This window comes from Pseudomonas sp. NFX15 (genome assembly GCF_049132105.1).
In the GTDB taxonomy this organism is placed as follows: Bacteria; Pseudomonadota; Gammaproteobacteria; order Pseudomonadales; family Pseudomonadaceae; genus Aquipseudomonas.
The window spans coordinates 73239-93135 of the sequence record NZ_JAFMPV010000023.1; the positions used below are offsets into that span (position 1 = coordinate 73239).

A 19897-nucleotide genomic window follows, 5' to 3' on the forward strand; every position below is an offset into this window, starting at 1 on the left:
CAGATACCCGTAGGAGCGAGCCTGACAGTCGACCAAGCTGTTGCGGAAACCCCCAACCCCTGTAGGAGCTGGCTTGCCAGCGAAGGCGGCCTGTCAGCCAGCATCAATGCTGGAAGTGCCGGCCTATTCGCGAGCAGGCTCGCTCCCACAGGAAAGCGGGTGGGTGTGCACCGTAGGCGCAAAAAAAACCCCGCATTTAGCGGGGCCATAAAGGGTGCAGCAGTCATGCTTTAGGACGGTTATCCAATACGTGGCAAGCCTTGCCTTCCGAGCGTTTGATCGAATGGAAAGGCTGTAAAACGATCCGTGTACTGATCCCGATGTACGTCTTGATGTGCTTGCTCAGCTCGCCACAAACAGCCTTCTGCTGTTCATCGCTCAGGTGCTGGTGCTCCGCCTTCAATTCGACATGCACATCAACGCTGTCCAGGTTGCCATTGCGATACAGATGGATCTCGTAGCACTCGGCAAGTTGTTTGACTTTCAGCACCTGTTCCTCGATCTGCGTCGGGAACACGTTGACCCCGCGGATGATCAGCATGTCGTCGCTGCGCCCGGTGATCTTGTCGATGCGGCGCATCGGCCGCGCCGTACCCGGCAGCAGCCGCGTCAGGTCGCGGGTGCGGTAGCGGATCATCGGCAGGGCTTCTTTGCTCAATGAGGTGAACACCAGTTCACCCATCTGCCCGTCCGGCAGCACTTCACCAGTCATCGGGTCGATGATTTCCGGGTAGAAGTGGTCTTCCCAGATGGTCGGGCCGTCTTTGGTTTCGGCGCACTCCATCGCCACGCCCGGGCCCATGATTTCCGACAGACCGTAGATGTCCAGTGCGGTGATGCCCATGCGCGCCTCGATGGCGCCGCGCAGTTCGGCGGTCCACGGCTCGGCGCCGAAGATGCCCAGGCGCAGGGCCAGCTTGTGCGGGTCGATGCCCTGGCGCTCGATTTCATCGGCGATGTTGAGCATGTACGACGGCGTGACCATGATGATGTCCGGCTGGAAATCCTTGATCAGTTGCACTTGTTTCTCGGTCTGGCCGCCAGACATCGGGATGACCGTGCAACCCAGGCGTTCGGCACCGTAGTGCGCGCCGAGGCCGCCGGTGAACAGGCCGTAGCCATAGGAAATGTGCACCTTGTCGCCACGCCGGCCGCCGGCGGCGCGGATCGAGCGCGCCACCACGTTGGCCCAGGTGTCGATGTCGTTCTGGGTGTAGCCGACCACGGTCGGTTTACCGGTGGTGCCGCTCGACGCGTGCAGGCGCACGATGTCGTTCATCGGCACGGCAAACATGCCGTAGGGGTAGTTGTCGCGCAGGTCGGACTTGGTGGTGAAGGGGAACTTCGCCAGGTCGTCGAGGGACTTGATGTCGTCCGGGTGCACGCCCAGCGCATCGAAGCGCTGACGGTACAGCGGCACGTTGTTGTAGGCGTGGTTCAGGCTCCAGCGCAGGCGCTCCAGCTGATGCTGGCGCAACTCGTCGACGCTGGCGGTTTCCAGCGGGTCCAGCACAGGGTTCAACACGGCTTGGGCAATGGGCATGTTCATGTGTTCACTCGAATTGTTTTTGTGTTCCAGCCCCTGCGCGCAGGGGCTTTGAGTGCATGCCCCAAGGATACCCTTCGGCTCCTTGGGAATCGCGATTCTTTAGTGGGATAGACGTTCGATGATCAACGCGATCCCTTGACCAACGCCGATGCACATGGTGCACAAGGCGTAGCGGCCGTTACGTTCTTCCAGTTCGTGCAAAGCGGTGGTGACGAGGCGGGCGCCGCTCATGCCCAGCGGATGGCCGAGGGCGATGGCGCCGCCGTTCGGATTGACCCGTGGGTCGGTGTCGCTCAGGCCCAGTTCGCGCAGCACGGCCAGGCCTTGTGCGGCGAAAGCTTCGTTGAGCTCGATCACGTCCATGTCGGCCAGGCTCAGGTTGGCGACTTCCAGCACCTTGCGCGTGGCCGGCACCGGGCCGATACCCATGATCCGTGGTTCGACGCCGGCAGTGGCCATCGCGACCACTCGGCCACGAGCGGTTAGGCCGTGGCGCTTGGCGACTTCAGGGCTGGCCAGCAGCAGGGCGCAGGCACCATCGTTGACGCCCGAAGCGTTGCCGGCGGTGATGCTGCCGCCTTCGCGGAACGGCGTGCCAAGTTTTGCCAACTGCTCAATAGTGGTGTCGCCGCGTGGGTGTTCGTCGTGCTCGACCACTTTGGCCGGGCCTTTGCGCTGGGGGATTTGCACCGCAACGATTTCCTTGGCCAGACGCCCGCTGGCCTGGGCAGCGACTGCACGTTGCTGGCTGCGCAGGGCGAAGGCGTCCTGGTCGGCACGGGAAATGTTGAACTGTTCGGCGACGTTCTCAGCCGTTTCCGGCATGGAGTCGATGCCATAGGCCTTTTTCATCAGCGGATTGACGAAGCGCCAGCCGATGGTGGTGTCGAAAATCTCCGCCGAGCGGGAAAACGCCTGCTCGGCCTTGCCCATCACCAGTGGTGCGCGGGACATCGATTCGACGCCGCCGACCAGCATGAGCCCGGTTTCGCCGCTGCGAATGGCACGGGCGGCGGTGCCGATGGCGTCCAGCCCGGAACCGCACAGGCGATTGAGGGTGGTGCCCGGCACGCTCACCGGCAACCCGGCCAGCAGCGCCGACATGCGCGCAACGTTGCGGTTGTCTTCGCCGGCCTGGTTGGCGCAGCCGTAGATCACGTCATCGACGGCGCCCCAGTCCACTTGCGGGTGGCGGCGCAGCAGTTCACGCAGGGGGACCGCGCCGAGGTCGTCGGCGCGCACGCCGCTCAAGACACCGGCGTAGCGGCCGATCGGGGTGCGGACCGCGTCGATGATCAGGGCGTCATTCATCAGGATTCTCCTGCGCCAGCACCGGGCCGCGCACTTTGTAGGATTTGCCGTGGAACAGGGCGATCAATTGGCCCTGCTGGTTTTCAATGCGTACGTCGTAATTGCCGGTGCGGCCCGAGCGGCTTTGCTCGGTGCAGTCGGCGTTCAGCGTGTCGCCCAGGCGCGCCGGGGCGATGTAGTCGATGCTGCAACCGATGGCCACGGTGGCTTCGTTGTAGCTGTTGCAGGCAAAGGCAAACGCCGAATCGGCCAGCGCAAACAAGTAGCCGCCGTGGCAGGTGCCGTGGCCCTGGAGCATGTCGGCGCGCACGGTCATGCCCACACGGGCGCAACCGGGGCCGGCCGAGAGCAGGCGCATGCCCATGCCCAGGCTGGCGGCGTCGCGCTGGAGCAAGGCCTGGGCGCATTCGCTGGCCAGGGTCATGGCTTCGTGGTTAGTCATGGAGGTGTCTCCCTTCGGCGACGCGACGGCGCAACAGCAGCGACGGCCGGTAGCGTTCTTCGCCATAACTGGCTTGCAGGTTTTCCAGCACAGTGAGGATGTGCGCCAGGCCGATGGCATCGGCCCAGGCCAGCGGGCCTTGTGGATAATTCACCCCGGCGCGCATCGCCAGGTCGATGTCGGCGGCCGAGGCCACGCCTTGCAGCAGGGCGTCGGCGGCTTCGTTGGCGAGCATCGCCACCGTGCGCAGGACGGCGAGGGCCGGGCTGTCGCTGAGCAGGCTGACCGTCAAGCCAGCCCGTTGCAGCAGGGCCACGCCGTGTTCGAGGGCCAGCGGATCGATACCGGCTGCGTAACTGATGGCGATGCGTTGCGCCTTGGCGTAGTCGAATGCCAGGTCCAGCAGGATCAGATTGCCCAGCCCATCTTCGCGAGCCCGCTGACAGGCCATGCGCCCGTCGCTCAAGGCGAGTACGGCGTCACCGACGCGCAGCAAACCCTGGCCTTCGCGCTGGATGATCTCGACGCCTTGCTCGCGCAAACGCGCAATCAAACCCTGGGCAATGCCGAGGTCGCCTTCCACGGCACACACCTCAACCTTCGCATCGCTGCGAATTTCAGCGGCTTGCGGGCGTACCGCGCCTTGGGCGTAGTTGTAGAAACCCTGACCGCTCTTGCGTCCCAGGCGCCCGCCGTCCACGAGTTCTTTCTGGATCAGCGACGGCAGGAAACGGGTGTCCTGGTAATAGGCGTCGAACACCGAACAGGTCACGGCGTAGTTGACGTCATGGCCGATCAGGTCGGTCAGTTCGAACGCGCCCATGGCAAAACCACCGGCCTCGCGCATCAGCGCATCCAGGGTCGGGCAATCGGCCGCGCCTTCCTGCAGCATGCGCAGGCTCTCGGCGTAGAACGGCCGGGCCACGCGGTTGACGATAAAGCCTGGCGTGGAGCGGGTGTGCACCGGTTTCTTGCCCCAGGCTCTCGCGGTGTCGTACAGGCACTCGGCCAATGCCGGATCGCTGGCCAGGCCGGAGACGATTTCCACCAGCGCCATGACCGGCGCCGGGTTGAAGAAGTGCAGGCCGAGCAGGCGTTCTGGACGTTCAAGCTGCGCGGCGATGCTGGTGATCGACAGCGACGAGGTGTTGCTGGCCAGGATGCAATGTGCGCCGCAAATGCCTTCGAGCTGGCGGAACAGGGCGCGCTTGACCTCAAGGTTCTCGACGATGGCTTCGATGATCAGGTGACAATCGGCCAAGGCTTCAATCGCTTCGACTGCTTGCAGGCGAGCGATGGTCGCGTTTCGGGCGTCAGCGGACAGCTTGCCGTTGTCGACCCGTTTGCCCAGTTGCCGATCGATGCCTTCAATCGCTTGAGCGGCGGCGCCGGGGCGGTTGTCTAGCAGCATCACCGGGTGGCCCGCTTGTGCGGCGACCTGGGCAATGCCGGCACCCATGGCGCCGGCGCCGATCACGGCGATGCGGGCAGATGTGTTCAGTGCGGTCATGTCTCAGCGTCCCTTGAAGCTTGGGGTGCGTTTTTCCATGAAGGCACCAACGCCTTCGCGGTAGTCCTCGCTGCGCCCGGCCAGGCGTTGCAGGTCTTTTTCCAGCTCAAGCTGTTCGTCGAAGGTGTTGCTCAGGCTGGCATTGAGGCTGCGTTTGATCAGCGCCAGGCCGTAGGTCGGCTGGGTCGCCAGGTGGCGGGCCAGTTTCAGCGCTTCGTCGCGCAGGTTAGCGTCGTCCACGCACTGGTAGATCAAGCCCCATTGCTCGGCCTGTTCAGCGCTCAAGCGGTTGCCGAGCAGAGCCAGGGCCTTGGCGCGGGCCATGCCGACCAGGCGCGGCAACGTCCAGGTGCCACCGGAATCCGGGATCAAACCGATCTTGCAGAACGCCTGGATGAAGCTGGCCGAACGCGCCGCCAGTACCAGGTCGCAGGCCAGTGGAATGTTGGCCCCGGCGCCGGCTGCCACGCCGTTGACCGCGCAGATCACCGGCAATGGCAGGTCGCGCAATTGGCGAATCAGCGGGTTGTAGAACTTCTCGATGGACTCGCCCAGGTCCGGCACGGCGCTGCCGGGCGCGACGTTGCGGTCGCTCAGGTCTTGCCCGGCGCAGAAGCCACGGCCTTCACCGGTCAGCAGCAGCACGCGCACGTCCGGGTTCTGCCGAACTTGCTTGAGTGCTTCTTTCACTTCGCCATGCATCTGGGTGTTGAAGCTGTTGAGTTGCTCCGGCCGGTTGAGGCTGAGCAGGGCGACGCCAGCGTCGATGGAAAACAGGATGTGTTCGAAGTTCATGGTCTTGACGTTCTCTTGGCAGTCGTTCGAATTCGGGTAGCAGAGACGGCGTTATTGCCCGGTAAAGGTCGGGCTGCGCTTTTCCTGGAAGGCGGCAATGCCTTCGTCGCGGTCGCGGGTGCCGGCCAGCACGGTGAAGGCGTGGCGTTCGAAGCGCAGGCCGCTGGCCAGGTCAGTGTCCATGGCCTTGAGCAGCGATTCCTTGGCCAGGCGCACCGCCAATGGCGCCTTGGCGGCAATGCTGCGGGCGATGTGCAGGGCGCGCTCGACGGTAAATTCCGGTTGCGTTACTTCGCTGACCAGGCCGGCGCGTTGGGCCTGGCGGGCGTCGATTGGCTCACCGGTCAGGACCATCTGCATGGCCATCGATTTGCCGACGGCACGCAGCAGGCGTTGGGTGCCACCGGCGCCGGGCATGATCCCGAGGTTGATTTCCGGTTGGCCGAAGCGGGCGTCAACACCTGCAATGATGATGTCGGCGTGCATCGCCAGTTCGCAGCCACCACCCAGGGCGAAACCGTTGACCGCAGCGATCAATGGTTTGCTGAAGCGGGTAATGGTTTGCCACGAGGCCTGGCGTGGGTCGTCCAGGATGCCGACCAGGTTACGCTCGGCCATTTCCTTGATGTCGGCGCCAGCGGCGAAGGCCTTGCGGCTGCCGGTGAGGACCACGGCGCGGGTGTCGGGGTCGGCTTGCGCGCTGTCCAGTTCGTCGGCCAGTTCGCCCAGCAACTCGGTGGTCAGGGCGTTCAGGGCTTGCGGGCGCTGCAGGGTAATCAGGCGAATGCCAGGCTCAATCAGCTCGACGGCAAGGGTTAGAGGCATGGCGGATGCCCTCACGGTGCAGGCTCGGCGTGCTGCCGGCTCGTTATTGGATCGGCCGCAGGGGCCGGTTTTGCCCAAGTATAGCTATAACGTGATACGTAAATGCAATACAAAAATAGATTTAATGTGTCCTATCTGCACTTTAAAGATTTGGATGGCTCATTGGTCTCCAATTGTTATATCTGCGAATAACCTTGGTTTATCGGGTTTTTCGCGGATTTCTGGCGCGAAATTGCGTTCCTCGGAAACGCCCGAATCAAGTGATACGGTTTTTAGTCTTTGTGCTTGAAAAAGTGATGTGATACAAAGTGAGCTATTATCGGCATCGCTTTGTGAAGGAAGCTTCCATGACCTGCTACAGCCTTGATGGCCTGACTCCGGTGGTTGACCCCAGCGCTTATGTGCACCCGTCCGCCGTACTGATCGGTGACGTGATCATCGGCCCGCATTGCTATGTCGGCCCGCTGGCCAGCCTGCGTGGGGACTTCGGCCGCATTGTGCTGGAGGAGGGCGCCAACCTGCAGGACACCTGCGTGATGCACGGTTTCCCCGACAGCGACACGGTGGTGGAACGCAACGGCCATATCGGCCACGGTGCCGTGTTGCACGGCTGCCGGATCGGCGCCGATGCGCTGGTGGGCATGAACGCGGTGGTGATGGACAACGCGCGGATCGGTCCGCGTTCGTTTGTGTCGGCGGCGGCGTTCGTCAAGGCCGGCTTCGAATGCCCGGAGCAATCGCTGGTCATGGGCGCACCCGCCAGCATCAAGCGCAGCCTGAGCGAGCAGGAAGTGGCGTGGAAACAGGCCGGCACCCGGGAATATCAGCAACTGGCAAAGCGTTGCCTGACGCAGATGCAGGTGTGCGAACCGCTGAGCGAAGTGGAACCGGATCGGCCGCGGATCAGCGACAGCGGGTTGCGGCCCAAGGACAGTGCCTTGTAAACACAGAACCTCTGTAGGAGCCGGCTTGCTGGCGATGGTGTGTCAGCTACCTTGGTGTCGCCTGACACACCTTCGCCAGCAAGCCGGCTCCTACAAGGGGTTGGGCTTAACCGGCCGGCTTTCGGTATATTCCTTTTCTTTTTTTGCACGGATCGCCCATGTCGTCCCTGACTCCCTTGAACCATCTGATTACCCGCTTCCAGGAGCAGACGCCGATCCGCGCCAGTTCCTTGATCATCACGTTGTACGGGGATGCCATCGAACCCCATGGCGGTACCGTGTGGCTGGGCAGCCTGATCCAGTTGCTCGAACCCATCGGCATCAACGAACGGCTGATCCGCACCTCGATTTTTCGCCTGACCAAGGAAGGCTGGCTGACCGCCGAGAAAGTCGGTCGTCGCAGCTACTACAGCCTGACCGGTACCGGGCGCCGGCGATTCGACAAGGCGTTCAAGCGGGTCTACAGCACCACCATGCCCGCATGGGATGGTTCCTGGTGCCTGGTGATGTTGTCGCAACTGACCCAGGACAAACGCAAACAGGTGCGCGAAGAGCTGGAGTGGCAAGGTTTCGGCGCGATTTCGCCGATGGTGCTGGCCTGTCCGCGCAGTGACCGTTCCGACGTCAACGCGACCCTGCTCGACCTCGGCGTGCAGGAAGACACCATCGTCTTCGAAACCACCGCCCAGGACGTGCTGGCCTCCAAGGCCCTGCGCCTGCAAGTGCGCGAGAGCTGGAACATCGAAGAGCTGGCCGCGCACTACAGCGAGTTCATCCAGTTGTTCCGGCCGTTGTGGCAAGCGTTGCGCGAGCAGGAAAACCTGCAACCGGCGGACTGCTTCCTGGCGCGGGTGTTGTTGATTCACGAATACCGCAAGCTGCTGCTGCGCGACCCGCAATTGCCGGACGAGTTGTTGCCCGGCGACTGGGAAGGCCGCGCCGCTCGCCAGTTGTGCCGCAACATTTACCGTTTGATTTACGCCAAGGCCGAAGAATGGCTGAACGCTGCACTGGAAACGGCCGATGGCCCGTTGCCGGATGTCGGGGAAAGCTTCTACCGGCGCTTCGGCGGACTGAAATAGCACGTCATTGTTCAGGGAGTGGTGCGGTTCAGGAGACTCGAAGCATCCCGATGTCGTGTGGATTGACGTAGACAATAAAAATAAGCCTGCGTGAGGCCTGACATGATTTCTACAATTGCACAGCGCCATGATGGGTTCGACCAATGGATCCATCAGATCAACCAGATCTGTGGCGCGTTCAACGCACAACCCTTGGGCAGCGAGTTTGCCGGGGGCATCCGTGAGTACCAGAGCGAAGCGCTCAAGCTCAGCTTCGTCGACGTGTGTCAGGCGCGTTTGTATCGCACCCCCCGAGAGGTCGCGGCGGGCGAGGGCGGCAAGTATTTTGCCGTGTTCCAGCTCGACGGCACGGCGGGCATGGCCCAGGGCGACAACCGGGCCTTGCTGTCGCCGGGCGACATCACGCTGATCGATGCCTCGCGCCCGAGCGACTTTACCTACAGCGGTAACTCCCGGCAGTTGTCGTTGATCCTGCCGCATCAACTGGTCGAGCAAATCTTGCGCTTCAATCAGGTCCGCTGCGGCCACCGGATTGCCGGAACTTCGCCGATCGCGATGCTCTCGCACCGGTTGATCCTCGACGCCACTCGCCAGCAGCACCTGACCCGCCAGGAAAGCGAGGCGACCCTGGAAGCGATTGTCAGCTTGCTGCGCCCGGCCATCAGCCAGGCCGAGGAGGGCGAGGACGCCCACGAGCGGATCTTTCGCAAGACGCTCAACTGCATCGACGAAAACATTCGCTCCGAAGACCTGTGCCCGGAATGGCTGGCGCGAGAAGTCGGCATGTCCACCCGTGGCCTGTACCGGATGTTTGCCAAGAAGGGCCTGGTGGTGGCGCGCTACATCAAGAATCGTCGCCTGGACCTGTGCGCCGAATCGCTGCGTGGCATGGGCAAGGAGCAGAAGTTGTCGGTGCTGGGGTATTCGTGGGGGTTTTCCGATTCGAGCTACTTCTCCACCGCATTCAAATCACGCTTCGGCATTGCGCCGGGTGAATACCGCAAGCGATACGCCTGACCGACACGTCCCCCTGAAGGAGCCGGCTTGCCGGCGAAGCCAATGTTGGGCCGTGCATCGATCTGGCGGACGCCTTCGCTGGCAAGCCAGCTCCTACAGTCGACGCTGGGCAGTTGACCTTGTAGGAGCCGGCTTGCCGGCGAAGCCGATCTTGGGCCGTGCATCGATCTGGCGGACGCTTTCGCTGGCAAGCCAGCTCCTACCGTCGACGGTGGGCAGTTGACCTTGTATAAGCCGGCTTGCCGGCGAAGGCGGTCTTGGGCCGTGCATCGATCTTGCGGACGCCTTCGCTGGCAAGCCAGCTCCTACCGTCGACGGTGGGCAGTTGACCTTGTAGGAGCCGGCTTGCCGGCGAAGGCAGTCTTGGGCCGTGCATCGATCTGGCGGACGCCTTCGTTGGCAAGCCAGCTCCTACAGTCGACGGTGGGTAGTTGACCTTGTAGGAGCCGGCTTGCCGGCGAAGGCGGTCTTGGGCCGTGCATCGATCTGGCGGACGCCTTCGCTGGCAAGCCAGCTCCTACAGTCGACGGTGGGCAGTTGACCTTGTAGGAGCCGGCTTGCCGGCGAAGGCAGTCTTGGGCCGTGCATCGATCTGGCGGACGCCTTCGCTGGCAAGCCAGCTCCTACAAAGTCAGGCGCCGTTTTTGAGCAGTTGGCTGAACGCTTCCAGCTCGCTTTTTTCAAGATCGGAAACCAGCACGAAACGCATATGGTTCTCTTGCCACGACACGACGTTGAAGCCGCGAATCGACTGGCTTTGACGCGGCTTGTCGGATTCGCTCGTGGGCAGGATGAACACATTGATGATGTGTTTGGCCCGCCCATAACTCAGGGCCGCCGTGGTCTGGTGTTGCAGATAGTCCAGGCGCCCGCCCAGCAATGGAAAACCCTGGGCCGCGTAATCGAGTACCGGCGGCGAGAAGTCGAGCTTGCCGGTAAACCAGGGCTTGACGGTATGGCGGTCGGACGACACCACATCGTTCAAGTGTTCGCCCATCAATGAACGGACATGGCTGGATACCGCCTCATCGAACAACGGCTGTTCGCTGGCCGGCGTGGCCACATAGAGCACCATCGCCAAGGCCAGGGCCGTCGCTGAAAAGACCGGCGCGAACCATCGACGCCAGCCCTCGTAAGAGCGTGGTGTTTGGGTCACCGGGGCAACAGGTTCGAGCACACGGGCAGCCAATGAGGCCGGCGCCCGGTAATACCGCGCCTGCTGCTTCACACCGGCCATCAATAGCTTCACCTGATCATGCAACCGCGCACACTCGGCGCACCCGGCCAAATGCGCGGCCACATTCGCGGCCGTCGCAGGCTCGAGTTCCTGGTCGAGATAGCCATGTATCAGGGGCTGGCAAACCGTGCAGTCGAGTTCATTCATGATCGTGCAACTTCAGTAGTTCGAGCTTGAGCATGGCGCGTGCCCTGGCCAGTCTCGACATGACGGTACCGATGGGAATGTCGACCACCAGGGCGATGTCCTTGTAGGGCAGGTCTTCGAGTTCCTTGAGCACAATCACCTCACGAAACGCCGGTGGCAGGGCGCACAAGGCTTGCTGGACCAGCGCCGCATTTTGCGTATGAATGGCCAACAGTTCCGGGGTCTGGCTGTGGCTCTGCACCTCGTCGTTTTCGACCAGTTCGTCGCCAAAAGGCACCCAATGGTGCCCGGCTGACGCTTTGAGCCAGGTGTAGCTTTCGTTGCGAACGATAGTGAGGAACCAGGCCTTGGCGTTGCCATCGGCGAAACGATGCGCAAACCTGAAGGCGCGCAGGGCGCTTTCCTGCACGACATCGTGCGCGGCGCTGTCGTTGCCGGTGAGCCAGCACGCGAGGTTGTACGCCGCGTCCAGGTGGGGCGCAAACAATTCCTCAAATCGCTTCATAGTGGTTTCCGCACTGACCCACCTCTTATAACTGCGATGTCGTGCCGTTTATTCCCCGGAAAAAATATTTTTTTCGATCGGGAATAAACGCCTGTCCCGCCCGGTTTTACCTCGTGCCAACTACATCACTGTAGTGCTTAGCGAGGGAACACCGATGGACATTCTTTCAAAACACCATCACCGCACCGACGGCCCGCTGAACCCTGACCGGCGAACGCTGCTCAAGTGCTCCGCGTGGGCCGGGGCGGGCGTGATCTGGGCCTTGAACGGCGGTATTCCCAAGGCCTTCGCTCTGGATCAGGCGGGGAACGTCAGCGACCCCAAGGCACTCGCCAGCACGTTTCAGTTTGTGCAGATCAGCGACTCGCACATCGGGTTCAACAAGGAGGCCAACCCGGAACCGGTGAAGACCTTGCAGGTGGCCATCGACAAGATCGTCGCGCTGCCAAAGCGGCCGTCGCTGATCCTGCACACGGGCGATATCAGCCACTTGTCCAAGGCCTGGGAGTTCGACACCGCCGCGCAATTGCTCAAGGGGTTGCCGTCCACCGTGCACTACGTGCCGGGCGAGCACGACACGCTCGACGAGGGTGGCGGCAAGCTCTACCTGGAACGCTACGGCCAGGGCACCAAAGGCAATGGCTGGTACAGCTTCGACGACCACGGCGTGCACTTCATTGCACTGGTGAATGTCTTCAACTTCCAGGCCGGCCGTGAAGCGACCCTGGGCGCCGATCAATTGGCATGGCTGGCTGACGACTTGCGAGCGGTGAGCAGCAGCACGCCCATTGTGGTGTTTACCCATATTCCGTTGTGGACGATTTACCAGCCATGGGGCTGGGGCACCGAGGATGGCGATCAGGCGATTGCCATGCTGCGCAAGTACGGGTCGGTGACGGTGTTGAACGGGCATATTCATCAGGTCATCCAGAAGGTCGAAGGCAACATCACCTTCCACACCGCGCGCGGCACGGCTTATCCACAACCAGCACCGGGTGCGGCGCCGACGCCGGGGCCAATGACGGTGGCGGCCGATCAATTGCGCAATTACCTGGGGGTCACTGAAGTGCGAGCGACCCAGGGTGATCATCCACTGGCGCTGATCGATTCGACACTGGTTTAACGGAGGGGGTTGGGATGAAAACGCGACTATTGACCGTTGCCTGCCTGATGCTGTCGATGCCGGCATGGGCGAATGAGGTAAAAATCGATATCAAGGAATTCATGTTCGGGCCCAAGGATCTGTCCGTGGCCGTGGGCACCAAAGTCACGTGGGTGAACGACGACGAGATTCCGCACACGGTGGCGCAAACCCACAAGCTGTTTCGCTCCGGCGCGCTGGATACCGGCGACAGTTATTCCTGGGTGTTCAATACGCCGGGGGAGTTCGAGTATTTTTGTGCGCTGCATCCACAGATGATCGGCAAGATTGTGGTCAGCCAGTAAGCGCAGGGTGCACCTGAAGACGGTGTAACCCTGTAGGAGCCGGCTTGCCGGCGAAGGCGGTCTTGAGCCGTGTATTGACCTTTCGGACACCTTCGCTGGCAAGCCAGCTCCTACAAGGGTTCATGGGTTTATTTCGGGGCGTTGAGGTTCAGCGTCGGCGTTTCGTCGAAGAAATTCCACGGCTTCAACAGCACATGCACCCATTCGGTCGGCATGATCGGCCATTCTTCGGCACGGGCGATGTGGGTGGTGCCGGTGGTCAGCCAGACCACATCGTCGGTGTTCTCGATCGACTGGTTATCCTGGGTGAACTGGCCCAGGCCCGAGTCCTTGTCCGAGCGGTTCGGGTACTTGCCTTCCGGGTACTTTTCCTCCGGGTTGTATTGCGTGACCCACAGCTGCTTGTCCATGAAACTCAGGCGGTGGTACAGCCACTCGTCCTTGCCGAAGTTGGCGCCCTTGGCCACCGGGTGCGTGCCGCCGGCGTACGGAATCAACTGATAGGACACCGGGTTGCCGACCTTGTTTTCCTTGCTGAAGTTGGTCAGCAAGCGCACGGTCGACGGGTCGAATTTCTGCGCCGCTTGTTGCTCGGTGCTGACCACTCTGGTTTCGGTCTGCATGGTGCTGGTGCGCGGGCCACCACGCTCGTTCGGGGCGATCACCGGGTTCACTTCCACCAGGGAGTTCTGCTCGCCGTCGATGTCCATGTCGAGGCGGAAGTTGTAGATGTGCTGGTGCGTGGTGCCGACGATGTTGTGGTCGAGCAGGGTACCGTAGCGCGTGTCTTCCTTGGCGGTGTCTTCGTGCATGGTCTTGGACTTCACGCCCTTGACCGCTTCGATCCCGGTGGCACCGGCATCGATGCCGATGGTGCCGTTTTGCTGGAAGACCCAGTCGAAAATGTAGTCGTAGTTGCCCACGGTGCTGATCCAGCGCACCACCAATTCACGACGCTCAGTGCTGAGGTTGGGCTGGCCCATTTCCTGGTGTTTGTATTCCGGGCCGGCATAGCGCTCGAACACCGCCATGGCACGCGGGATCGCGGTCGGTGCGCCGGTGTAGTCGGCGATGGTGGCGTCGAGCAACACGGCGTTTTCCGGAGCGTCTTTGCCACGGGCAATCGGCGAGGTCAGGGTGCCCATGCCGTAGTCGCCGGAGTCGAGATAGGCCTTGAAGTACCAGCCGACGTCCGGGTCACCGTAAGGCACGATCATGCCACCCAGCGAGCCTTCATACATGATCTTGCGTTTCTTGCCCTTGTCGTCATAGGTGACGGTGGACAGGATCGGCCCGACCCGCGAATCGAGGCGAACGTGGAAGTCCCAGTTCTGCCAGTGAATGCTGTTGCCGCTGATGGTGTAGTTCTTGCCCTCGGGCTCGATGATTTCCAGCGGCTTGACCTCGACACCCTTGCGGCCCCGACCGTCATACGGCGTCGATTTCATCGGCACCGGGATCAGCGCTTCGTCTTCGATCTTGATCAGCTTCTTCTGTTCCAGGTCGACAATCGCCACCAGCCCTTCAATCGGGTGCGCCCAGTAGTTGCCGTCATCGGTGTTGAGGTAGCTGACGATCTTCAGCAAGCGCTTGTCCTGCGCCAGGCCGTCCTTGCCGTCGAAGTAGCCGACGGTCAGCGGCGTCGCCACGACTTTCTTCACGTCGTTGATGCCACGCTTGGCCAGGGCCTGGGCGTATTCCGGGCTGTTCTCGACGGCCGACTGCACCGTGGCGAAATCATCCAGAAGGACCATGCCGTGGGCGCCTTCGATGGGCTTCCAGGACGTGAGTTGTTTCTTGTCGAGATCGACCAGCGCCTCGATCACGTGCTTGCCGTCGAGCACCACGATGGAGGCTTCACGCGGCTGGGTAACGTTCTGCCCGGTGAAGACGAAGTTCCACACCTGATCCTTCGGCGGCTCCTTGACCGAGACTTCGGTGAAGCGGAACCCCGGTTTGTAATTTTCCGACTGCTTGACGATGTCCACCGCCGCGGTGATTTCCGCTGCACTCAACGGGTTGAGCGGGTTCGGGCGGGTTTCGACGACGAAGGTCTTGTCCAGCCCGGACTGGAACACCTGGTTGATGAAGTCGGTGGACATGAACGCCGTGTGGTCCTTGAACACCACCGGCACCGTGAGCTCGATGCGCTTGCCGTTGAGCATCGCCACTTTGCTGTTGGGCTTGACCTTGAGGTAGACCCCGTCCTTGGCAATGGTGAACACGTTGGAATAGTCGTCCCATTTCACCGAGGCGCCAAATTCCCCAAGACCGGCTTGCAGCGGCACCATCTCGGCATGACCGCCGTGGGCCTGGACGTTGCCGGCAAAAAAAGGCAGGCCGAGGGCGCTCAGGGAAATGGCCAGGGCGAGGCGAGCAAGCGGTGATTTCCTGGGCGATGCTTTGGGGCTGAACATGGGTGAATTCCTGGGGAAAGCCGGGTTCGGGCATTTCTGCACTTTGTTACAACCCATCAATCGCTGCATTTGATTGCCTGCCAATTTTCTTGGGTTCTGTGCCGCCGTCCAGCTTTCCTGACGGATGGCCGATTGGCAAGCAGGCAAAGTGCCGGTCTTTGGGATCGCAAGTCATTGCTTCGAGTTAATAGGAAGCATTACTATTCACGCCGCGTCTAGACAGCACACCGCAATGACCTTCAAGTTGCCCCGCAGACACGGCTTTTTCGAGCATTACGAAGAGTTGGTTGGCACCTGGACCCGTCGCCTGAGAAATCGGCAGCAGGCCGAGGACCTGGAGCGTCGATGCGTTCGCCCAATCCAGGCAGCGCTCGCCGGGCACCGGTGTGAACGCCGATGGCAGCTTCAACGGCAACTACATCACCGAAGGCACCGCCGACGGGCAGTTCGGCGACATTCCCGGTTACGTGACCTGGAGCGCGCGTAGCGGCTATGACTTCGGTCCGCAGGTGTCGAACCTGAAGCTGGGGGCGGGGGTGAAGAACATCTTCGACAAGCAGTACTTCACCCGTTCCAGCGACAACAACTCGGGGATGTACGTGGGTGCGCCGCGTACGTTCTTTGTGCAGGCCAGTGTCGGGTTCTGACAGACCGGGTTGACCCCTTCGCTGGCAAGCCAGCTCCTACAAATACCGTGCGATCCCTGTAGGAGCTGGCTTGCCAGCGAAGCTTTTCAAACCTTCAACACCTTCCCCCCAACCGCCACCGCCACCAGCAACACCGCCATCAAGGCAAAGGCAAAACTCAGGCTGCTGCCATGGGCGATGAAGCCGATGACCGCGGGGCCTGCCAGGATGCCCGCATAACCCAGGGTGGTGATGGCCGGCACAGCGATGCTCTCGGGCATGACCGTCTGCTTGCCCACCGCGGTGTACAGCACCGGCACAATGTTCGAACACCCTGCACCCAGCAACGCATAACCCACCAGCGCCGCCTCCCAACTCGGTGCGAATGTCGCCAGGAACAACCCGCTGGCGGCCGTTAGCCCGCCGAACACGATCACCCGCGTCGCGCCCAAACGGCACACGATCTTGTCACCGGTCAAACGCCCGGCCGTCATGGTCAACGCGAACGCCGCGTAACCGAGCCCCGCATACGCGGTGTCGAGGCCGCGTTCCTGCGCCAGGAACACCGCGCTCCAGTCCAGCGCCGCGCCTTCGGCGAGGAACACGATAAAGCACATGCCGCCGATGAACAGGACGATGCCGTGGGGCACCGCAAACGCCGGCCCGGAACCCTCGCTGCCGTAGGGCAACAGATGCGGCACGGCCTTAGCCAGCGCGATCAGCAGCAACACGATCACCACCAGGGTGGCGCCCAATGGGGACATCCCCAGGCCAAGCAACCCGCTGACGCCCGCCGCACCGACAATACCGCCCAGGCTGAACAGGCCATGGAACCCCGACATCATGTTCTTGCCGCTGGCGCGCTCGACGATCACCGCTTGCAGGTTCACCGTCGAATCCACCGTGCCGAGGCCGGCGCCAAACATGAACAACGCGGCGATCAGGGCCGGAATCGACGACACCGTCGCGAGCAGCGGCAGGGCGGCACAGATCAGCAGGGTGCCGCCAGCCGTCACCCGCCGACAGCCGAAGCTCGCGGCCAGTATCCCGGCCAGTGGCATCGCCAGAATCGAGCCCACCCCCAGGCACAGCAGCAACAAACCCAGGGTGCCTTCATCCAGCCCGGCCCGGGCCTTGGCGTAGGGCACCAGCGGTGCCCACGCGGCAATGCCGAAGCCTGCGATGAAAAAGGCGATGCGCGTGGACATCTGTTCCAGGCGACCGGGAACAAAAGTGGTTGGGCGGTTGAGGCTGGTCATATCAATCCCTGGCAAAAAAACGTCACGTCTTCAACGGACCGTGATCGACCGACGAGGGTTCGATCAATGTCCGCAAGGTTTGCAGTCAATCAGGGCAACATCGTTGCACAGCGCCGTGGTATTTCGCGATATGTTGAGCCATTCCAACAGCAAGCGGAGGGCGCCATGGCGCAGCGGTACGACGCACGGGGCAATATCTACATCGTGGTGGCGCCAGAAGAACTGCGCCGCGAGGGCATCAACTTGCCCGATCAGGCCAGTCAGGCCGCGCAAACCCTCGACGCCTGGGCGCTCGCGGCCATCGAGGCTTGCTGTAGCTGGGCGCCTGGCACCCAACCTGCCGGCAGCAAGGATCATCGCAGCGACGGTTTGCTGGTTGGCCCGTTCCAGTCCTTGCCACCCTTTGATCTGTTGATCGTCAACACCGATGGGACGCTGGCCGAGCGCAGCGGCAACGGGCTGACGATCTTTTCCCAGGCCCTCAGCGATCAGGGGCTGTTGCCGAAGGACGAAGCCTGTCTGCTCAGGGTTCATCACGACAAGGCGGATACGCCTTCGCCAGGGCAGACCTCAGTGAAATCCGCGCAGGTTGAGGGCGTGAACGGTTTCTGGCTCGATCTGGGGCAGCCGGGCTTCGGGCCGGCGGCGGTCAGTGCCCATGGTGTTGAAGCCGTGGTGTTTAACGGTCGTGAGCTCAGCCACGTGGAGCCGTTGTCGGCGCTCAACGGCGCATGGTCGCGCAGTCAGTTCGCGCGGGTGGGTAATCCGCATTGCGTAACGCTGGTGGACAGCGCCGAGGATCTGCCGAGCAATGAGCGGATGCGTGAACCGGCGCTGGGTGAGGGCTTGATGCGAATCGCCTACGCCATGCCGGTAGGGGCAGGCAAACCCTGCCCGGCGGGGATCAATCTGCAATGGGCGATGCGCGTGTCCGACGGCCATGTCGCAGCGCGGGTATACGAGCGCGGCGAGGGGCCGACGGCGTCGTCGGGGACCAGTGCCAGCGCGGTGGCGTGTGCGGCCTGGCGGGTGGGCTGGGTCAGTGCCGGCGAGGTGAAGGTGACGATGCCGGGGGGCACGGCGCCGATTTTGCTGGAAGAGGAGCGAGGCGAGTTGAGTCGGGTGAGCTTGTTGGGTACGGCGCGAATGATTGATTGAAGTTGATGCCGCCATCGCGAGCAGGCTCACTCCTACAGGGGATTTGTGGACGACACCGATCCACTGTAGGAGCTGGCTTGCCAGCGATGGCGTCAGCTCGATCAACACCAGACTCAGCCCTGCCCACCAAACTCCACCACCGGCATCGTCCGCTTCATCAACACCTTGCCCTCGCGTACCGAGTACAGCGCCACCCCCTGGCTGCGGATCACTTCGTAGTCGCTGTCCGCCGACAGAATCAGAAGGTTCGCCGGGCGCCCGCGCTCAAGACCATAACGCTCGCCGAGGTTCATCGCCTTGGCGCTGTTATCCGTCACCAGGTCCAGCGCACTTTGCAGGTTGCGATAACCGAGCATGTGGCAGATGTGCAGCCCGGCTTCGAGTACTCGCACAATGTTGCCATTGCCCAGCGGATACCACGGGTCGACGATGGAATCCTGGCCGAAGCACACGTTCATGCCGGCTTCGAGCAACTCGTTGACCCGGGTCACACCCCGGCGTTTCGGGAAGTTATCGAAGCGCCCTTGCAGGTGGATGCTTTCGGTGGGGCAGGAGACAAAACTGATGCCTGAATGCCCGAGCAGGCGAAACAGTTTGGCGCAGTAGGCGTTGTCGTAGGAGCCCATGGCCGTGGTGTGGCTGGCCGTGACCCGCGAACCGATGTCGCGGCTGCGGGCCTCTTCGGCGAGCACTTCGAGAAAGCGCGAATGCGGGTCGTCGGTCTCGTCGCAATGCACGTCCACCAGGCAACCACTGCGTTCGGCCAGGTCCATGAGGAATTTCACCGAGCTGACGCCCTGGTCGCGGGTGTATTCGAAATGCGGGATGCCGCCCACCACGTCCGCGCCCATGCGGATGGCTTCTTCCATCAGTTCGCGGCCATTGCGGTAGGACTCGATGCCTTCCTGGGGGAACGCAACGATTTGCAGGTCGATCAGGTGCCGGCTTTCCTCGCGCACTTCGAGCATTGCCTTGAGCGCGGTCAGTTGCGGGTCGGTGACGTCGACGTGGGTGCGCACATGCTGGATGCCGTGGGCGGCGAGAGCCTGGATGGTTTTCTTGGCGCGGGTCTTGGTGTCTTCCAGGGTGATGGTCGCCTTGCGCTCGCCCCAGCATTCGATGCCTTCGAACAACGTACCGCTCATGTTCCAGCGCGGCTCGCCGGCGGTCAGGGTGGCGTCGAGGTGGATGTGCGGCTCGACGAAGGGCGGCACCACCAGGTTGCCACCGGCGTCGAGGTCGTCAGGGCCCAAAGTCGGAGCTTCGGTCTGGCGGGCGATGCTGCTGATCAGGCCGTTTTCCAGGTGCAACTCATGCAAACCTTCCTGGTTGCGCAGACGGGCGTTGATGATGTGCATCGGGCGAGTCCTTTTAGCGAATCGTTTGGGCGATGCCTCTACGTTAGCCCGGTGATGGCTGCTCCTGCCAGTTCAAATTGTAGGAGCGAGCCTGCTCGCAATGGCGATCTGACTATTCCATGAGTGTTGGCCAAGCCGACGCCTTCGCTGGCAAGCTGTTGTGGCTCAATATTTATGGACCATGATGTAGGAGTATCAACCTAAGGAAGCATCATGGGATTTCGGATCGTTACTGCCGAAGAGAAGGCGGAAGCTGTGCGCTTGGTCGT

At 62.2% G+C, this 19897-nt stretch carries 17 protein-coding genes and 2 pseudogenes; 8 read left to right on the forward strand and 11 right to left on the reverse strand.

The features are described 5' to 3' along the window. Positions 1–223: 223 nt before the first annotated feature. The 6 genes from paaK to paaF form a co-directional block, all read right to left on the reverse strand. The gene (gene paaK, locus J1D76_RS21495) at positions 224–1549 is read right to left on the reverse strand and encodes a phenylacetate--CoA ligase PaaK (RefSeq protein WP_421140359.1); all 1326 of its coding nucleotides are present in this window, start codon (positions 1547–1549) and stop codon (positions 224–226) included. Between the two features lie 99 nt (positions 1550–1648). Next, positions 1649–2860: a 3-oxoadipyl-CoA thiolase gene (gene pcaF, locus J1D76_RS21500; RefSeq protein WP_421140360.1), complete on the reverse strand. Its 1212-nt coding sequence runs from the start codon at positions 2858–2860 to the stop codon at positions 1649–1651. Further along, positions 2853–3302: a hydroxyphenylacetyl-CoA thioesterase PaaI gene (paaI, locus tag J1D76_RS21505; RefSeq protein WP_421140361.1), complete on the reverse strand. Its 450-nt coding sequence runs from the start codon at positions 3300–3302 to the stop codon at positions 2853–2855. The genes pcaF and paaI overlap by 8 nt, the downstream gene beginning before the upstream one ends. Then, complete coding sequence (paaH, locus tag J1D76_RS21510; RefSeq protein ID WP_421140362.1) at positions 3295–4812, reverse strand: 3-hydroxyacyl-CoA dehydrogenase PaaH; 1518 nt, start codon at positions 4810–4812, stop codon at positions 3295–3297. The genes paaI and paaH overlap by 8 nt, the downstream gene beginning before the upstream one ends. Positions 4813–4815: 3 nt before the next feature. Next, complete coding sequence (gene paaG, locus J1D76_RS21515; RefSeq protein WP_421140363.1) at positions 4816–5607, reverse strand: 2-(1,2-epoxy-1,2-dihydrophenyl)acetyl-CoA isomerase PaaG; 792 nt, start codon at positions 5605–5607, stop codon at positions 4816–4818. A gap of 51 nt (positions 5608–5658) precedes the next feature. After that, positions 5659–6432, reverse strand: a complete 774-nt coding sequence (gene paaF / locus J1D76_RS21520) for a 2,3-dehydroadipyl-CoA hydratase PaaF (protein ID WP_421140364.1) — start codon at positions 6430–6432, stop codon at positions 5659–5661. A gap of 347 nt (positions 6433–6779) precedes the next feature. On the opposite strand from paaF, the gene paaY reads away from it, so the two are divergent. From paaY to feaR, 3 genes are all read left to right on the forward strand, one after another. Continuing rightward, positions 6780–7376, forward strand: a complete 597-nt coding sequence (gene paaY, locus J1D76_RS21525; RefSeq protein WP_421140365.1) for a phenylacetic acid degradation protein PaaY — start codon at positions 6780–6782, stop codon at positions 7374–7376. A 158-nt stretch (positions 7377–7534) separates the two neighbouring features. Further along, positions 7535–8458, forward strand: a complete 924-nt coding sequence (gene paaX, locus J1D76_RS21530; protein WP_110661786.1) for a phenylacetic acid degradation operon negative regulatory protein PaaX — start codon at positions 7535–7537, stop codon at positions 8456–8458. Between the two features lie 102 nt (positions 8459–8560). After that, entirely contained in the window at positions 8561–9475 is a 915-nt protein-coding gene (feaR, locus tag J1D76_RS21535) for a transcriptional regulator FeaR (protein ID WP_421140366.1), read from the forward strand. Between the two features lie 631 nt (positions 9476–10106). Here the strand turns inward: feaR and J1D76_RS21540 are convergent. Continuing rightward, on the reverse strand, positions 10107–10859 hold the full coding sequence (locus J1D76_RS21540; RefSeq protein WP_421140367.1) for an anti-sigma factor family protein: 753 nt from the start codon (positions 10857–10859) through the stop codon (positions 10107–10109). Beyond that, positions 10852–11364 carry a sigma-70 family RNA polymerase sigma factor gene (locus J1D76_RS21545; protein ID WP_421140368.1) on the reverse strand — a complete coding sequence of 171 codons (513 nt, stop codon included), beginning with the start codon at positions 11362–11364 and terminating at the stop codon, positions 10852–10854. Before J1D76_RS21545 ends, J1D76_RS21540 begins: the two co-directional genes overlap by 8 nt. A 154-nt stretch (positions 11365–11518) precedes the next feature. Here J1D76_RS21545 and J1D76_RS21550 point away from each other — a divergent pair, with 154 nt between their 5' ends. Continuing rightward, positions 11519–12487 carry a metallophosphoesterase family protein gene (locus J1D76_RS21550; protein WP_421140369.1) on the forward strand — a complete coding sequence of 323 codons (969 nt, stop codon included), beginning with the start codon at positions 11519–11521 and terminating at the stop codon, positions 12485–12487. 14 nt (positions 12488–12501) lie between these two features. After that, positions 12502–12810, forward strand: coding sequence for a cupredoxin domain-containing protein (locus J1D76_RS21555; RefSeq protein WP_421140370.1), 309 nt, complete (start codon positions 12502–12504; stop codon positions 12808–12810). Between the two features lie 128 nt (positions 12811–12938). On the opposite strand, the gene tynA is transcribed toward J1D76_RS21555, so the two are convergent. Continuing rightward, on the reverse strand, positions 12939–15227 hold the full coding sequence (gene tynA / locus J1D76_RS21560; protein WP_421140371.1) for a primary-amine oxidase: 2289 nt from the start codon (positions 15225–15227) through the stop codon (positions 12939–12941). 124 nt (positions 15228–15351) lie between these two features. Between tynA and J1D76_RS21565 the strand changes: the two are divergent. Both J1D76_RS21565 and J1D76_RS21570 read left to right on the forward strand, forming a co-directional pair. Continuing rightward, positions 15352–15564: pseudogene (locus tag J1D76_RS21565) on the forward strand (hypothetical protein); the annotation flags it as partial. Beyond that, positions 15560–15874: pseudogene (locus J1D76_RS21570) on the forward strand (TonB-dependent siderophore receptor); the annotation flags it as partial. The pseudogenes J1D76_RS21565 and J1D76_RS21570, both read left to right, overlap by 5 nt. A gap of 86 nt (positions 15875–15960) precedes the next feature. On the opposite strand, the gene J1D76_RS21575 reads toward J1D76_RS21570, so the two are convergent. Continuing rightward, positions 15961–17112: an MFS transporter gene (locus tag J1D76_RS21575; protein WP_421140372.1), complete on the reverse strand. Its 1152-nt coding sequence runs from the start codon at positions 17110–17112 to the stop codon at positions 15961–15963. Between the two features lie 165 nt (positions 17113–17277). Here J1D76_RS21575 and J1D76_RS21580 point away from each other — a divergent pair, with 165 nt between their 5' ends. Further along, positions 17278–18270 carry a diaminopimelate epimerase gene (locus J1D76_RS21580; RefSeq protein WP_421140373.1) on the forward strand — a complete coding sequence of 331 codons (993 nt, stop codon included), beginning with the start codon at positions 17278–17280 and terminating at the stop codon, positions 18268–18270. A 113-nt stretch (positions 18271–18383) separates the two neighbouring features. Here J1D76_RS21580 and codA read toward each other — a convergent pair whose 3' ends face one another. Then, positions 18384–19628, reverse strand: coding sequence for a cytosine deaminase (gene codA, locus J1D76_RS21585; protein WP_421140374.1), 1245 nt, complete (start codon positions 19626–19628; stop codon positions 18384–18386). Positions 19629–19897: the final 269 nt, after the last annotated feature.

Coding starts and splice junctions, on each gene's coding strand:
- paaK (WP_421140359.1), bottom strand. CDS start 1,549: ATGAACATGCCCATTGCCCAAGCCGTGTTGAACCCTGTGCTGGACCCG.
- pcaF (WP_421140360.1), bottom strand. CDS start 2,860: ATGAATGACGCCCTGATCATCGACGCGGTCCGCACCCCGATCGGCCGC.
- paaI (WP_421140361.1), bottom strand. CDS start 3,302: ATGACTAACCACGAAGCCATGACCCTGGCCAGCGAATGCGCCCAGGCC.
- paaH (WP_421140362.1), bottom strand. CDS start 4,812: ATGACCGCACTGAACACATCTGCCCGCATCGCCGTGATCGGCGCCGGC.
- paaG (WP_421140363.1), bottom strand. CDS start 5,607: ATGAACTTCGAACACATCCTGTTTTCCATCGACGCTGGCGTCGCCCTG.
- paaF (WP_421140364.1), bottom strand. CDS start 6,432: ATGCCTCTAACCCTTGCCGTCGAGCTGATTGAGCCTGGCATTCGCCTG.
- paaY (WP_421140365.1), top strand. CDS start 6,780: ATGACCTGCTACAGCCTTGATGGCCTGACTCCGGTGGTTGACCCCAGC.
- paaX (WP_110661786.1), top strand. CDS start 7,535: ATGTCGTCCCTGACTCCCTTGAACCATCTGATTACCCGCTTCCAGGAG.
- feaR (WP_421140366.1), top strand. CDS start 8,561: ATGATTTCTACAATTGCACAGCGCCATGATGGGTTCGACCAATGGATC.
- J1D76_RS21540 (WP_421140367.1), bottom strand. CDS start 10,859: ATGAATGAACTCGACTGCACGGTTTGCCAGCCCCTGATACATGGCTAT.
- J1D76_RS21545 (WP_421140368.1), bottom strand. CDS start 11,364: ATGAAGCGATTTGAGGAATTGTTTGCGCCCCACCTGGACGCGGCGTAC.
- J1D76_RS21550 (WP_421140369.1), top strand. CDS start 11,519: ATGGACATTCTTTCAAAACACCATCACCGCACCGACGGCCCGCTGAAC.
- J1D76_RS21555 (WP_421140370.1), top strand. CDS start 12,502: ATGAAAACGCGACTATTGACCGTTGCCTGCCTGATGCTGTCGATGCCG.
- tynA (WP_421140371.1), bottom strand. CDS start 15,227: ATGTTCAGCCCCAAAGCATCGCCCAGGAAATCACCGCTTGCTCGCCTC.
- J1D76_RS21575 (WP_421140372.1), bottom strand. CDS start 17,112: ATGACCAGCCTCAACCGCCCAACCACTTTTGTTCCCGGTCGCCTGGAA.
- J1D76_RS21580 (WP_421140373.1), top strand. CDS start 17,278: ATGGCGCAGCGGTACGACGCACGGGGCAATATCTACATCGTGGTGGCG.
- codA (WP_421140374.1), bottom strand. CDS start 19,628: ATGCACATCATCAACGCCCGTCTGCGCAACCAGGAAGGTTTGCATGAG.